The sequence below is a fragment of the Citrobacter cronae genome, assembly GCF_016893685.1.
Classification (GTDB): Bacteria; Pseudomonadota; Gammaproteobacteria; order Enterobacterales; family Enterobacteriaceae; genus Citrobacter; species Citrobacter werkmanii.
In genome coordinates, this window is record NZ_CP069763.1 from 1,371,689 (window position 1) to 1,386,507 (window position 14,819).

General features: G+C 50.9%; 15 protein-coding genes. 1 reads left to right on the top strand and 14 read right to left on the bottom strand.

Annotation, left to right across the window (positions count from 1 at the left end):
- Nucleotides 1-166: 166 nt before the first annotated feature.
- The 14 genes from glmU to asnC all read right to left on the bottom strand — a co-directional run bounded on the left by glmU (nucleotide 167) and on the right by asnC (nucleotide 13,673).
- Nucleotides 167-1,537: a bifunctional UDP-N-acetylglucosamine diphosphorylase/glucosamine-1-phosphate N-acetyltransferase GlmU gene (gene glmU, locus JSN25_RS05865; protein ID WP_087857260.1), complete on the bottom strand. Its 1,371-nt coding sequence runs from the start codon at nucleotides 1,535-1,537 to the stop codon at nucleotides 167-169.
- A 652-nt stretch (nucleotides 1,538-2,189) separates the two neighbouring features.
- Complete coding sequence (locus tag JSN25_RS05870) at nucleotides 2,190-2,609, bottom strand: F0F1 ATP synthase subunit epsilon (RefSeq protein WP_003023809.1); 420 nt, start codon at nucleotides 2,607-2,609, stop codon at nucleotides 2,190-2,192.
- A 20-nt stretch (nucleotides 2,610-2,629) separates the two neighbouring features.
- Nucleotides 2,630-4,012, bottom strand: coding sequence for a F0F1 ATP synthase subunit beta (gene atpD, locus JSN25_RS05875; RefSeq protein WP_006687764.1), 1,383 nt, complete (start codon nucleotides 4,010-4,012; stop codon nucleotides 2,630-2,632).
- Nucleotides 4,013-4,038: 26 nt separating this feature from the next.
- Nucleotides 4,039-4,902, bottom strand: coding sequence for a F0F1 ATP synthase subunit gamma (gene atpG / locus JSN25_RS05880; protein WP_006687765.1), 864 nt, complete (start codon nucleotides 4,900-4,902; stop codon nucleotides 4,039-4,041).
- A gap of 50 nt (nucleotides 4,903-4,952) precedes the next feature.
- Nucleotides 4,953-6,494, bottom strand: a complete 1,542-nt coding sequence (gene atpA / locus JSN25_RS05885; protein WP_003023802.1) for a F0F1 ATP synthase subunit alpha — start codon at nucleotides 6,492-6,494, stop codon at nucleotides 4,953-4,955.
- 12 nt (nucleotides 6,495-6,506) lie between these two features.
- Nucleotides 6,507-7,040, bottom strand: a complete 534-nt coding sequence (gene atpH, locus JSN25_RS05890) for a F0F1 ATP synthase subunit delta (RefSeq protein WP_006687767.1) — start codon at nucleotides 7,038-7,040, stop codon at nucleotides 6,507-6,509.
- Between the two features lie 14 nt (nucleotides 7,041-7,054).
- A complete protein-coding gene (gene atpF / locus JSN25_RS05895) occupies nucleotides 7,055-7,525 on the bottom strand; it encodes a F0F1 ATP synthase subunit B (RefSeq protein WP_003023796.1) in 471 nt (156 codons plus the stop codon).
- Between the two features lie 59 nt (nucleotides 7,526-7,584).
- Complete coding sequence (atpE, locus tag JSN25_RS05900) at nucleotides 7,585-7,824, bottom strand: F0F1 ATP synthase subunit C (RefSeq protein WP_003023794.1); 240 nt, start codon at nucleotides 7,822-7,824, stop codon at nucleotides 7,585-7,587.
- Between the two features lie 46 nt (nucleotides 7,825-7,870).
- Nucleotides 7,871-8,686, bottom strand: coding sequence for a F0F1 ATP synthase subunit A (gene atpB / locus JSN25_RS05905; protein ID WP_006687768.1), 816 nt, complete (start codon nucleotides 8,684-8,686; stop codon nucleotides 7,871-7,873).
- 7 nt (nucleotides 8,687-8,693) lie between these two features.
- Nucleotides 8,694-9,074 (bottom strand): F0F1 ATP synthase subunit I, encoded by a 381-nt coding sequence (gene atpI, locus JSN25_RS05910; protein ID WP_042311402.1) that lies wholly within the window; start codon nucleotides 9,072-9,074, stop codon nucleotides 8,694-8,696.
- A 614-nt stretch (nucleotides 9,075-9,688) separates the two neighbouring features.
- Complete coding sequence (rsmG, locus tag JSN25_RS05915) at nucleotides 9,689-10,312, bottom strand: 16S rRNA (guanine(527)-N(7))-methyltransferase RsmG (RefSeq protein WP_069323646.1); 624 nt, start codon at nucleotides 10,310-10,312, stop codon at nucleotides 9,689-9,691.
- A gap of 102 nt (nucleotides 10,313-10,414) precedes the next feature.
- Nucleotides 10,415-12,304, bottom strand: a complete 1,890-nt coding sequence (mnmG, locus tag JSN25_RS05920; RefSeq protein WP_038635780.1) for a tRNA uridine-5-carboxymethylaminomethyl(34) synthesis enzyme MnmG — start codon at nucleotides 12,302-12,304, stop codon at nucleotides 10,415-10,417.
- A gap of 372 nt (nucleotides 12,305-12,676) precedes the next feature.
- Nucleotides 12,677-13,126: an FMN-binding protein MioC gene (mioC, locus tag JSN25_RS05925; protein ID WP_038635783.1), complete on the bottom strand. Its 450-nt coding sequence runs from the start codon at nucleotides 13,124-13,126 to the stop codon at nucleotides 12,677-12,679.
- 88 nt (nucleotides 13,127-13,214) lie between these two features.
- Nucleotides 13,215-13,673, bottom strand: coding sequence for a transcriptional regulator AsnC (asnC, locus tag JSN25_RS05930; RefSeq protein ID WP_003023780.1), 459 nt, complete (start codon nucleotides 13,671-13,673; stop codon nucleotides 13,215-13,217).
- A gap of 151 nt (nucleotides 13,674-13,824) precedes the next feature.
- Between asnC and asnA the strand changes: the two genes are divergently transcribed.
- Complete coding sequence (gene asnA, locus JSN25_RS05935) at nucleotides 13,825-14,817, top strand: aspartate--ammonia ligase (protein WP_069323645.1); 993 nt, start codon at nucleotides 13,825-13,827, stop codon at nucleotides 14,815-14,817.
- Nucleotides 14,818-14,819 lie beyond the last annotated feature (2 nt).

Here is a 14,819-nt window from a genome sequence, read left to right on the forward strand (position 1 = left end):
TTTCCGGGCGCCCCGAGCCTTGTAGAGAGTGGGGTTATTTTTATGGTACTGCTTGTTGAGCGGAGGATTATGTTATCCCCTCGTCTCTGGTCTGCCTGATGGCGCTCACGCTTATCAGGCCTACAGAACGTCACCGCACGCAGGCCACCATCCGGCAAAAACTGAATTACTTTTTCTTCACCGGGCGCTGCCAGCCTTGTTTATGGACCTGGGGCACACGGCTTAATACCAGTTCGTTATCGGCAACATCGCGAGTTACGGTCGTCCCCGCCGCGATGGTGGCGCCTTTACCCACGGTGACAGGTGCCACCAGCTGAGTATCGGAACCGACAAACACATCATCGCCAATAATGGTTTTAAATTTATTCGCGCCATCGTAGTTGCAGGTGATCGTACCGGCGCCGATGTTTACGTTATCGCCAATTTCCGCATCGCCCAGATAGGTCAGGTGACCCGCTTTAGAGCCTTTACCCAGACGCGCTTTTTTCATTTCGACGAAGTTACCCACGTGTGCGCCCTCCTGCAGCTCTGCACCCGGGCGCAGACGCGCGAAAGGACCGATGGTGCATGCTGCTTCCAGATGCGCATCTTCCACCACGCTGTACGGACTTAGCTCACAACCATCACCAATCACGCTGTTTTTGATGATGCAGCCAGTACCAATCTTGACGCGATCCCCAACGGTTACGTTACCTTCAATGATAACGTTAGTATCAATTTCGACATCGCGCCCGTGAATAAGCGTACCGCGAAGATCAAAACGTGCCGGATCGCGCAGCATCACGCCCGCCAGCAGCAATTTTTCTGCCTGCTCGGACTGATAAACACGCTCCAGACGAGAGAGCTGAAGACGGTTGTTCACCCCTTCCGTTTCACTGATTCGTGCCGGATGTACCGCAGCAATTTCGCGCCCTTCCTGATATGCCATCGCAATGATATCGGTGATGTAGTATTCACCCTGCACGTTGTTGTTGGTCAGTTTGGACAGCCAGCGCTTCAGGTCTGCGCCGTTGGCAATCAGGATGCCGGTGTTGATTTCCTGGATTTGACGCTGCTCGTCAGTGGCATCCTTATGTTCAACAATGCCTGTGACTTTACCGTTATCACGCGTAATTCGCCCATAACCCGATGGGTCGTCCAGGTTTACCGTTAACAAGCCGATTCCACCCTGCGGTTTAGCATCACGCAGGCGACGTAGTGTTTCGGTGGAGATCAGCGGCACATCGCCATAGAGCATTAAAATGTCTTCGTCATCACTAAAGAATGGTGCCGCCTGTTGCATTGCATGACCGGTACCCAACTGCTCGGCCTGCAGTACCCAGTTCAGGTTGCCATCTTTCAGCGTCTGCTTAAGCAAATCACCACCGTGTCCGTAGACCAGATGTACGTGAGTCGCGCCTAATTCATTAGCGGCATCAATGACATGCTGCACCATCGGTTTTCCTGCGAGGGTATGCAGCACTTTAGGGAGATCGGAATACATACGCGTGCCTTTGCCTGCGGCAAGGATCACGACGCTCATAGCATTATTCAACATACACGTCCTGACTGTAATTTGAGAACGAATTTATACCGTTTCACATTGAAAATACTACATTTTTTTCATCGTGAAATGGACCGAAGATAAAACGTTCAATCGGGGAAATTCCCCATCTGATAACTGTCTATTTTCGTCTATATCTACGTGTTTTGTCTCCCCAAAACCAGCAGTCTGCTCTTATTAAAGCCTTAGGTGGATGTTTTTGCTATTTTTTTGCCGCATAAATAAAGAATGACATTAGCGAAGGTATGATTTTAGGCATGCAATTCAGTGGGAAGCAGAAAAGGCAAACACGACAATACGATGTGGAAGAAAAGAGCAGGAGGGGGGGAATTTAACAAATGGCGCTAGCTGATAAACTGCATTACGCATCGCGCCACAGAGCAGGCAGGGAAGACTAAAAACTCATATTGCTGAACAGGGCAATGATTTTGTTGATCAATTTCATGTTGGTATCTCTTTTTTATCTGAGTTTATTATGTGATATACATCACAAAAAAGAGTCTACGCCTCAATTTTTAACCAATCAATTTTTTTTTGATCTAAATCACGAAATAATAAAACTGCTTTTTATTTCCATTTTTCCTGAAACAACGCGAAAAAAAAGCCAGCCTGGAAACCAGACTGGCCTTGTGTTTTCAAGCCGGTGTTACATCGCTTTTTTGGTCAACTCGATAACGCGTAGTTTCGCGATCGCTTTGGCCAGTTCCGCAGATGCCTGAGCGTAATCCACGTCACCATGAGAGCTCTTGATATGCTCTTCAGCCTTACGTTTCGCTTCCAGGGCTCTCGCTTCATCGAGATCCTGTCCGCGAATCGCGGTGTCAGCCAGTACGGTCACGCTGCCAGGCTGCACTTCGAGAATGCCGCCGGACAGGTAGATAAACTCTTCATGACCGAACTGTTTAACGATGCGGATCATACCAGGCTTAATGGCGGTGAGCAGCGGAGCGTGACCCGGGAAAATACCCAGTTCACCTTCACTACCCGTTACCTGGATTTTTTCGACCAGACCAGAGAACATTTGTTGCTCTGCGCTGACGACGTCCAGGTGGTAAGTCATTGCCATATCACCCTCCGATTAAGGCGTTAAAGTTTTTTGGCTTTTTCCACAGCTTCTTCGATGGAACCAACCATGTAGAACGCCTGCTCTGGCAGGTGGTCGTATTCGCCTTCCATGATGCCTTTAAAGCCACGGATGGTGTCTTTCAGGGAAACGTATTTACCTGGAGAACCGGTGAATACTTCCGCAACGAAGAACGGCTGGGACAGGAAGCGCTGGATCTTACGCGCACGTGCTACCACCAGTTTATCTTCTTCAGACAGTTCATCCATACCCAGGATGGCGATGATGTCTTTCAGTTCCTGATAACGCTGCAGCAGGGACTGTACGCCACGCGCGGTGTCGTAGTGTTCCTGACCAACAACCAGCGGATCCAACTGACGGCTGGTGGAATCCAGCGGGTCAACGGCCGGGTAGATACCCAGGGATGCGATCTGACGGCTCAGTACCACGGTTGCATCCAGGTGAGCAAAGGTGGTTGCTGGGGATGGGTCAGTCAAGTCATCCGCAGGTACGTATACCGCCTGAACGGAGGTGATAGAACCGGTTTTGGTAGAGGTGATACGTTCCTGTAGAACACCCATCTCTTCCGCCAGGGTCGGCTGGTAGCCTACCGCTGATGGCATACGACCCAGCAGTGCAGATACTTCAGTACCGGCCAGGGTGTAACGGTAGATGTTATCAACGAACAGCAGAACGTCACGACCTTCGTCACGGAACTTCTCAGCCATGGTCAGACCGGTCAGAGCAACGCGCAGACGGTTTCCCGGCGGCTCGTTCATCTGGCCATATACCAGGGATACTTTGTCCAGAACGTTGGAGTCGGTCATTTCGTGGTAGAAGTCGTTACCCTCACGAGTACGTTCACCAACGCCCGCAAACACTGAGTAACCGGAGTGTTCGATCGCGATGTTACGGATCAGCTCCATCATGTTTACGGTTTTACCTACACCCGCACCACCGAACAGACCAACTTTACCGCCCTTCGCGAACGGACACATCAGGTCGATAACTTTGATGCCGGTTTCCAGCAGTTCCTGAGAACTGGACAGTTCTTCATAGGTAGGCGCTGCGCGGTGGATAGCCCAACGCTCTTCTTCACCGATATCGCCTTTCATGTCGATCGGGTGACCCAGGACGTTCATGATACGACCCAGGGTTGCTTTACCTACCGGGACTTCGATCGGGTGCTCAAGGTCTTTAACTTCCAGACCACGACGCAGACCGTCGGAAGAACCCATGGCGATGGTACGTACGATACCGCCGCCGAGCTGCTGCTGAACTTCCAGCACCAGGCTCTCTTTACCATTCATAACCTCAAGAGCATCGTACACGCGCGGTACGGCATCCTGAGGGAATTCGACGTCAACCACGGCGCCGATTACCTGGACAATTTTTCCAGTAGCCATCTTGAATCCTCTACGAATTAACCTGGTTATACCGCGGATGCACCACCGACGATCTCGGTGAGTTCCTGAGTAATGCTGGCCTGACGAGCTTTGTTGTATACCAACTGCAGCTCTTTAATCAGGCTGCCGCCATTGTCGGTCGCGGCTTTCATCGCCACCATACGTGCGGCCTGCTCGCTGGCCAGGTTTTCTACCACGCCCTGATAAACCTGAGACTCGACATAACGACGCAGCAGGGTATCCAGCAGCGCTTTCGGGTCTGGCTCATACAGGTAATCCCAGGATTTACGCTTCAATTCATCATCATCTGATGCCGGCAAAGGCAGCAGTTGGGTGATGGTTGGCGTCTGAGACATGGTGTTAATAAATTTGTTGCTGACAACGTACAGTTTGTCCAGACGACCTTCGTCGTAGGCCTGCAGCATCACTTTAACCGGACCGATCAGTTCGGACAGGGAAGGGTTATCCCCCATACCGGTTACCTGAGCAATCACATTACCGCCAACGGAGTTAAAGAAAGACACGCCCTTAGAGCCGATCATTGCGATATCGCACTGAACGCCTTTATCGGACCATGTTTTCATATCCGCCAACAGCTTTTTGAACAGGTTAATGTTCAAGCCACCGCACAGACCACGGTCGGTCGACACCACCAGGTAGCCCACGCGTTTAACGTCGCGTTCTTCCAGGTAAGGGTGCTTATATTCCAGATTACCATTCGCAAGGTGACCAATCACTTTGCGCATGGTCTCTGCATAAGGACGGCTGGCCGCCATGCGATCCTGCGATTTACGCATTTTGGAAGCGGCGACCATCTCCATCGCTTTAGTGATCTTCTGCGTGTTCTGGACGCTTGCGATCTTACTACGTATCTCTTTTGCGCCGGCCATGAGCTTCTCCTCAATGCCTTGCGGTCCGTCCTAAGACAGACCGCCAGACGTTACCAGGACTGGGTTGCCTTGAAGGAATCGAGGATAGCTTTCAGCTTGCCTTCGATTTCATCGTTATAGCCACCGGACTGGTTGATCTCTTGCATCAGCGGAGCGTGGTCACGGTCGACGTAAGCCAGCAGAGCGGCTTCGAAGCTACCGATTTTCGCCAGTTCCACATCTTCGAGGTAACCGCGTTCAGCCGCAAACAGCACCACACCCTGCTGTGCAACAGACATTGGCGCATACTGTTTCTGCTTCAGCAGTTCAGTTACTTTCTGACCGTGGCTCAGCTGCTTACGCGTAGCTTCATCCAGGTCGGAAGCGAACTGAGAAAACGCGGCCAGTTCACGATACTGCGCCAGCGCGGTACGAATACCACCGGACAGTTTCTTGATGATCTTGGTCTGCGCTGCGCCACCTACACGAGATACGGAGATACCCGGGTTAACTGCCGGACGAATACCGGAGTTGAACAGGTTGGTTTCCAGGAAGATCTGACCATCGGTAATAGAAATTACGTTGGTCGGAACGAACGCAGAAACGTCACCCGCCTGGGTTTCGATAATCGGCAGAGCGGTCAGGGAGCCGGTTTTACCTTTAACTTCACCATTGGTGAACTTCTCAACATATTCCGCGTTAACGCGGGATGCGCGTTCCAGCAGACGGGAGTGGAGGTAAAATACGTCGCCCGGGAATGCTTCACGTCCTGGCGGACGACGGAGCAGCAGGGAAACCTGACGGTAAGCAACAGCCTGTTTAGACAGGTCATCGTAAACGATCAGTGCATCTTCACCGCGGTCACGGAAGTATTCGCCCATTGCGCAACCGGCATATGGCGCCAGGTATTGCAGTGCAGCAGATTCAGACGCGGTCGCCACCACAACGATGGTGTTGGACAGTGCGCCGTGTTCTTCCAGTTTACGAACCACGTTAGAAATGGTGGACGCTTTCTGGCCGATAGCCACGTACACACATTTGATGCCGGAGTCACGCTGGTTGATGATGGCATCGATAGCCATCGCGGTTTTACCGGTCTGACGGTCACCGATGATCAGCTCACGCTGGCCACGTCCGATTGGGATCATGGCATCAACAGATTTATAACCGGTCTGCACTGGCTGGTCGACGGACTGACGTTCGATTACGCCCGGTGCGATAACTTCGATTGGCGAGAAGCCATCGTTATCAACCGGACCTTTACCGTCAATCGGGGAACCCAGAGTGTTCACCACACGACCCAGCAGGCCACGGCCAACCGGAACTTCCAGAATACGACCCGTACACTTAACCTTCATGCCTTCGGCGAGGTCGGCGTATGGACCCATCACAACAGCACCTACAGAGTCGCGCTCCAGGTTCAGTGCGATAGCGTAACGGTTACCCGGCAGGGAAATCATCTCACCCTGCATACAATCGGCCAGGCCGTGAATGCGGATAACACCGTCACTTACAGAAACAATAGTACCTTCGTTGTGAGCTTCGCTCACAACATTGAACTGAGCAATGCGCTGCTTGATCAGTTCGCTGATTTCGGTGGAATTCAGTTGCATGCTCCAGTCCCCTTAAGACTGCAAGACGTCTGCAAGGCGCTCAAGACGGCCGCGTACGCTGCCATCAATGACCATATCACCCGCTCGGATGATTACGCCTGCCATTACAGACTTATCGATTTTGCAATTCAGCTTAACTTTGCGTGACAGACGTTTTTCCATCGCTGCACTAATCTTCGTAAGCTGTTCATCACTCAGTGCATTGGCAGAAGTGACTTCTACCTCAGAGATAGCCTCACTGGCTGCACGCAGATGAATAAACTGCTCAAGAACATCCGGGAGCGCATTCAGACGGTTATTTTCAGCCATTACCCTAATCAGGTTTTGGCCGCTTTCGTCCAGTTGCTCACCGCACACGGCGATAAACGACTCAGCGAGCGTTTCTGGCGCCAATGCGCCAGAGAGAAGCTCTGCCATTTGTTCGTTTTTCGTCACCTCAGCGGCGAAAGTCAGCATATCCTGCCAACGGTCTACGCTTTGGTGCTCAACGGCAAAGTCAAAAGCTGCTTTGGCGTAGGGGCGAGCTACCGTAATAAATTCAGACATCAGCCCCTCCCTCCTTACAGTTCAGCGACAAGTTTGTCCACGATGTCGCTATTAGCAGCTTCATCCACGGAACGTTCGATGATCTTCTCGGCGCCAGCAACAGCCAGGATAGCAACTTGCTTACGCAGCTCTTCGCGAGCACGTTTACGCTCGGCTTCAATTTCCGCCTGCGCCTGTGCCACGATTTTAGTACGTTCCTGCTCTGCTTCAGTTTTAGCTTCGTCCAGGATCTGAGCACGGCGTTTGTTCGCCTGCTCGATGATTACCTGAGCTTCCGCCTTAGCTTTTTTCAGCTGGTCGGTCGCGCTGGCCTTTGCAAGGTCAAGATCCTTGTGTGCTCGTTCTGCAGAAGCAAGGCCGTCAGCAATTTCTTTTTGACGTTTTTCGATGGCAGCCATTAACGGCGGCCATACGTACTTCATGCAGAACAGAACGAACAGGACAAACGCGATGGCCTGGCCGAGGATTGTTGCGTTAAGATTCACAGCACAATGCCTCTATCTAGTTAACGTTCTGATATTGCTCTTAATTCAAGCAACGCTTACTACGCGACAGCAAACATCACGTACAGACCCAGACCTACAGCGATCATTGGGATTGCATCCACCAGACCCATAACGATAAAGAACTGAGTACGCAGCAGAGGAATCAGATCCGGTTGACGCGCTGCGCCTTCCAGGAATTTACCCCCGAGGATGCCGATACCGATCGCAGCACCGATTGCCGCCAGACCCATCATCACAGCGGCAGCAATGTACAGCAGATCCATATTCAGGTTTTCCATGACAGTCTCCAGTTTGTTTCAGTTAAAACGTAGTAGTGTTGGTAAATTAATGCTCTTCAGATGCCATCGACAGATAGACAATCGTCAGAACCATAAATATGAAGGCTTGCAGCGTGATAATCAGTATGTGGAAAATGGCCCACGGCACATTCAGAATCCACTGTGACCACCACGGCAACAGACCAGCAATCAGAATGAAAATCAGCTCACCAGCGTACATGTTACCGAACAGTCGCAGACCAAGAGAGATTGGTTTGGACAGCAGGCTTACCCCTTCAAGGATTAAGTTGATAGGGATGAACGCCCAGTGATTGAACGGCTGCAGCGTCAACTCTTTCGCGAAGCCACCGATGCCTTTCATTTTGATGCTGTAGAACAGAATGAGGATAAATACGCCCAGCGCCATCGACAGGGTGATGTTCACGTCAGCGGACGGAACCACACGCAGAGCCGGCAGGCCAAAGATATGCTCACCGATGTACGGCAGCAGGTCGATAGGCAGCAAATCCATAAAGTTCATCAGGAATACCCAGACGAAAATCGTCAGGGCCAGCGGAGCAATCAGCTTGCTTTTGCCATGGTACATGTCTTTCACGCTGCCATGCACAAAGCCGATTACCAGCTCAATCGCGGTCTGAAATTTACCTGGAACGCCGCTGGTCGCCTTTTTGGCAACGCTACGGAACATTAACAGGAACAACAGACCCAGAACCACCGAGAAGAAAATGGAGTCAATATTGAGCGTCCAGAAGGTGGCTGGGGGGTTGTGCGGATCCACCAGCGAGAATGTACGTAGGTCCAACTGAAGGTTATTCAGATGGTGTCCTATGTAATCCTGCGGCGTCATATTTTCTGAAGCCATGATGCCTTTACCCTTTGTTGTTAATTACAGCCGGCGCCAGTATCTGAACCACCAGCACCAAAACCCACGTAACGATCAGCGGCACGAATACCGCTTTCAAAACAGCCAACGCCACAACCAGCAACACCAGCATCGCTAACACCTTGAAGGCTTCGCCGAAAGCGAACGTCCAGGCAACCCGACCTTTCGCTGGTGTATGCACCTGGTGACGCCAGGCGAATATCATAAACAACACATTGGGCAGTAACACTGCCAATCCCCCGCACAGTGCGGAGATGCCCCAGAAGGGGTCTTTGAGGCTAAACAGCAATCCACTTGCTATTACCGCCAGAAGCTGTGTGAGCAAAAGCTTACGAGCAACGTTTCGACTCAAGAGCGACATAGACATCACGTGTTTACTCCTGCTCCCTTCGAGGTATGCCGCGTGTCGTATAAAACGTTCTTTATGGCTTAGAGTCAAGCATCAAAAAGCGGACAAATTATACGGTGCGCCTTCGTGATTTCAAACAATAAGTAGCTAAAAAGTGAATAAATGTTTAAATATTTTTCGTTGTCCCACATTTATTACTTTTTGGCAAACTGTGAACGATCATGCAAAACTGCAAATGCCGCGAAAACACTGGCGTTAAAGCGTGCACCAGATCACATATTGAACATATTCCCCTTCGCATAATTTATTTACGTGGCAAATGGTGCCATTTCATCTTTTTGATATTTAAGCGTAAAAAGCGCCACTATTTCAAAAACAACGCCTAACAACAAAAGAACCATCGATTGACATTTATAATAAAAAATTAACACAAGCGGTGGTTCTTAGGTTCTATTTTTAGCAGACTGATATTTTCACAGTTGACTTGTTTCGCTTTTAACAAAAAACGGTACGTTATAGTTATGATGCAAAACCGTAAGGTAGAGGTGAAATGCAACAGCATTTCACCTCACTACTCTCTATAACTTTTAACACCGGGGTAGCCGTTTTTTCTCTATTTTTTTTGATAAAAATTAAATTTTGTTTGGTTTAATAACCACCAAATGACGTTCACCATCCAGTTGTGGAACGCGTAATTTTTCGACTGACTCGACGCTGAATTCTGCAGGCAACGAGGCGATTTCCTCTTCAGGCAATTGACCTTTGAGCGCATAAAAGCGTCCGTTCTGGCCCGGCAAGTGATGACACCAGCTCACCATATCATTGAGGGACGCGAATGCACGGCTGATCACCCCATCAAATGGCGGCTCTGAAGGAAATTCTTCAACCCGACTTTGCACAGGCGTAATGTTAGTAAGACCAAGCTCATGCTGCACCTGACGTAAGAAACGGATGCGTTTTCCCAGGCTATCCAACAGTGTGAAATGCGCTTCAGGCCGCACTATAGAGAGAGGAATTCCCGGCAGACCCGGTCCCGTGCCAACATCAATAAAGCGCCCGCCCTTCAGATAAGGCGCGACAACAATGCTGTCCAGAATATGGCGCACCAACATTTCGTTGGGATCCCGCACCGACGTCAGGTTGTATGCTTTATTCCATTTGTGCAGCATATCGACATACGCAATCAGCTGATTTTTCTGGTGATCGGTAAGAGAAATACCGGCATCAGCCAGCAGACGAGAGAGTTTGTTGAGCACGGTCGTTACCTGTTAATAATCAAATGCCCGATGCGCTATCGCTTATCGGGCCTACAAGTTTGTAGGGCGGACAAGCGAAGCGCTCCCGCCAAATTAGTGTTATCAAGCGCTGCGGCGCAGCATACCTTGTTTTTTCAGCCATACCAGCAGAATGGAGATGGCGGCAGGCGTTACACCAGAAATGCGCGATGCCTGGCCGATCGATACCGGTTTGTGATCGTTCAGTTTGGCGATGACTTCATTCGACAATCCCGAGACCTGGCGATAATCCAGCGTTGCAGGCAACAGGGTATTCTCATTACGCTGTTGTCTTTCGATTTCTTCCTGCTGACGAGCGATATACCCTTCGTATTTCACCTGAATCTCAACCTGTTCCGCGGCCTGAGCATCATCTAGCGCCGGTGCGAATGCAGATAAAGAGGTCAACTGAGCATAGGTCATATCCGGGCGACGCAGGAGATCTTCACCGCTGGCCTCACGAGATAAAGGTGTTGCCAGGTGAGCGTTTACTTCGGCTGCAGATTCCGCTAACGGGTTTACCCAGGTTGATTTGAGACGCTGACGTTCCTGTTCAATGCGCTCCAGCTTTTCGTTGAAGCGAGCCCAACGCTCATCGTCCACCAGACCCAGTTCACGCCCAATTTCGGTCAGACGCAGGTCGGCGTTATCTTCACGCAGCATCAAGCGGTATTCAGCACGTGAGGTAAACATGCGGTACGGTTCTTTGGTTCCCAGCGTGCACAGATCGTCGACCAGCACGCCAAGGTAAGCCTGATCGCGACGCGGCGCCCAGCCGTCTTTCTCAGCAGACAAGCGTGCGGCGTTGAGACCTGCCAGCATCCCTTGGGCGGCTGCTTCCTCGTAACCGGTTGTACCGTTAATCTGGCCTGCAAAAAACAGGCCCTGGATGAATTTGCTTTCCAGAGTGGGTTTCAGGTCGCGCGGATCGAAGAAATCGTACTCAATCGCATAGCCAGGGCGAACGATACGGGCGTTTTCCATCCCCTGCATGGATCGAACAATTTGCATCTGTACATCGAACGGCAGGCTGGTGGAGATGCCGTTCGGGTAAATTTCGTTAGAGGTCAGTCCTTCCGGTTCGAGGAAGATCTGATGCTGGTTGCGATCGGCAAAGCGCATCACTTTGTCTTCGATCGACGGGCAGTAGCGCGGGCCGATACCTTCGATTACGCCGGCATACATTGGGCTACGATCGAGGTTATTACGGATCACGTCATGGGTTTTCTCATTGGTATGCGTGATGTAACACGGCATCTGGCGCGGATGCTGAGAAGCGTCGCCCAGGAATGAGAAGACCGGCATCGGGTTGTCGCTGTTTTGTTGACCCAGTACGCTGAAATCGATAGTACGTGCATCAATACGCGGTGGCGTACCGGTTTTCAGGCGGCTGACGCGCAGCGGTAGTTCACGCAGACGGCGTGACAGCGGAATAGACGGCGGATCGCCAGCACGGCCGCCGCTGTAGTTATCCAGACCAATATGGATTTTGCCGTCGAGGAAAGTCCCCACGGTTAATACGACCGCTTTGGCACGGAACTTCAGTCCCATTTGGGTTACGGCACCCACGACACGATCGTTTTCAACAATCAGATCTTCAACCGCCTGCTGGAAGATCATCAGGTTGGGTTGATTCTCCAGCGCGGTGCGTACTGCCTGACGATAGAGCACACGATCGGCCTGAGCTCGGGTAGCGCGAACGGCTGGCCCTTTGCTTGCGTTTAGTATCCTAAACTGGATACCTGCGTGGTCGATCGCTTTTGCCATCAATCCACCAAGCGCATCCACTTCTTTTACCAGGTGTCCCTTCCCAATACCGCCAATCGCCGGGTTGCAGCTCATCTGCCCCAGTGTGTCGATATTGTGTGTCAAAAGCAGGGTCTGTTGTCCCATTCGCGCCGCGGCCATTGCGGCCTCGGTGCCTGCATGACCCCCGCCAATGATGATGACGTCAAAAGGATCCTGATAAAACATGGTAATTGCCTCGCATAACGCGGTGTGAAAATGGATTGAAGCCCGGGCCGTGGATTCTACTCAACTTTAGTCGATCGAGAAAGACCTGGGATCCTGGGTATTAAAAAGAAGATCTTTTTATTTAGAGATCTGTTTTATTGTGATCTCTTATTAGGATCGCCACTCTCTGTGGATAAGGACGATCCTTTGAATAAGATCAACAGGTTGCTGAGGATCATTAGCTGTGAATGATCGGTGATCCTGGTCCGTATAAGCTGGGATCAGAATGAAGGGTTATACACAACTCAAAAACTGAACAGCCGTTATTCTTTGGATAACTACCGGTTGATCCAAGCTTTTAACCAGAGTTATCCACATAAAAAAGTATGATCTTTACAAATCTCTGAGCAATGGATGCCAGGATCCCAGCCAAATTTCAGCCGGATCTTCCGGAATTTCATGTTCCAGCACGTTGATCTTAAGCGTTTCGCCGATCTGTTTTGCCCCACAGGCTTTCAGTTCTGCTTCCAGCTTGTCGATTGCGCCGCAAAAGGTGTCGTATTCACGACTGCCGATGCCGATTGCGCCGAAGTTTACTTGCGACAGGTCCGGTTTTTGTTCGCGTAACGCATCATATAAAGGCTGCAGGTTGTCAGGAATGTCTCCAGCACCGTGTGTGGAGCTGATAATCAGCCAGATCCCTTCAGCCGGAACCTCATCCAGCATTGGCCCATGCAGTATTTCGCTGGAAAAACCGGCGTCGTCCAGCTTTTCAGCCAGATGTTCTGCTACATATTCCGCACTGCCAAGCGTGCTGCCGCTGATAAGAGTGATGTCTGCCATGCTCGCCCACCTTTATAAAGAAGGCGCATTGTACGCTGTGAGCGAGCTGGGATCTACCTGTGGAAAAATGTGGGATTAAAAAAAATGATCATGGCTTGATGGTACGCATGATCGGGTTCTGCAGGACGATCAGGGTTTCAGTGGACTGAATTTCATCAATTGTTTGGATCTTGTTGATAAGTACCTGTTGCAGCGCGTCGATCGACTTGCACATCACCTTAATAAAGATGCTGTAGTGGCCGGTGGTGTAATAGGCTTCGGTCACTTCGTCAAGGCTTTCCAGTCTGGCCAGCGCTGACGGATAGTCCTTCGCGCTTTTCAGAATGATGCCGATAAAGCAGCCGACGTCATAACCCAACTGTTTGGGACTGACATCAATACGCGCACCGGTGATGATCCCGGCCTGCTTCATCTTTTCTACGCGAACGTGAATTGTCCCCGGACTAACGCCAAACTGTTTGGCCAATTCTGCGTAGGCGGTGCGAGCATTTTCCATCAGGGCATCAAGAATGCCGCGGTCCAGATTGTCGATCTGATAATTTTCCATAGGTTTTTCTTATGTAGATTAATGATTCTTTTTATTTTAGACGTTAATTTTAACGAATCAAAATCGAAGTCGGCTTTTTGTTTGTTGATTATTGAATATTACCTCCATTCTGTTGCTTAATCATAGGCAACAGGACACAGGAGTACACATAATGAAAACCGCTTACATTGCCAAACAACGTCAAATTAGCTTCGTAAAATCTCATTTTTCTCGTCAGCTGGAAGAGCGTTTAGGTCTGATCGAAGTTCAGGCCCCGATCCTCAGCCGCGTAGGAGATGGCACGCAGGATAACTTGTCGGGCTGTGAAAAAGCGGTGCAGGTGAAGGTTAAAGCATTGCCGGACGCTCAATTCGAAGTGGTTCATTCACTGGCGAAGTGGAAGCGTCAAACGTTAGGACAACACGACTTTAGCGCAGGCGAAGGGTTGTACACGCACATGAAGGCCCTGCGTCCCGATGAAGATCGCCTCTCCCCACTGCACTCAGTGTATGTTGACCAGTGGGACTGGGAGCGCGTGATGGGCGACGGCGAGCGTCAATTCTCCACTCTGAAAAGCACGGTAGAGGCTATCTGGGCGGGAATTAAGGCCACCGAGGCTGCGGTTAGTAAAGAGTTTGGTCTGGCACCGTTCCTGCCAGAGCAGATCCACTTTGTTCATAGCCAGGAGCTGTTATCTCGTTATCCGGATCTTGACGCGAAAGGTCGTGAACGTGCGATCGCGAAAGAACTGGGCGCAGTATTCCTGGTAGGGATCGGCGGCAAGCTCAGTGACGGTCACCGTCACGATGTACGCGCGCCGGATTATGATGACTGGAGCTCAGCGTCTGAGCTGGGTCACGCCGGTCTGAACGGTGATATTCTGGTGTGGAACCCGGTTCTGGAAGATGCGTTTGAGCTGTCTTCGATGGGGATCCGTGTGGATGCCGACACCCTTAAACACCAGCTTTCATTGACCGGTGATGAAGATCGTCTGAGTCTGGAATGGCACCAGGCGCTGCTGCGTGGTGAAATGCCGCAGACAATCGGTGGCGGCATTGGACAGTCGCGTTTGACCATGCTGCTGCTGCAATTACCGCACATTGGTCAGGTGCAGTGTGGCGTGTGGCCGGCACAGGTACGTGAAAGCGTTTCTTCCCTGCTGTAATA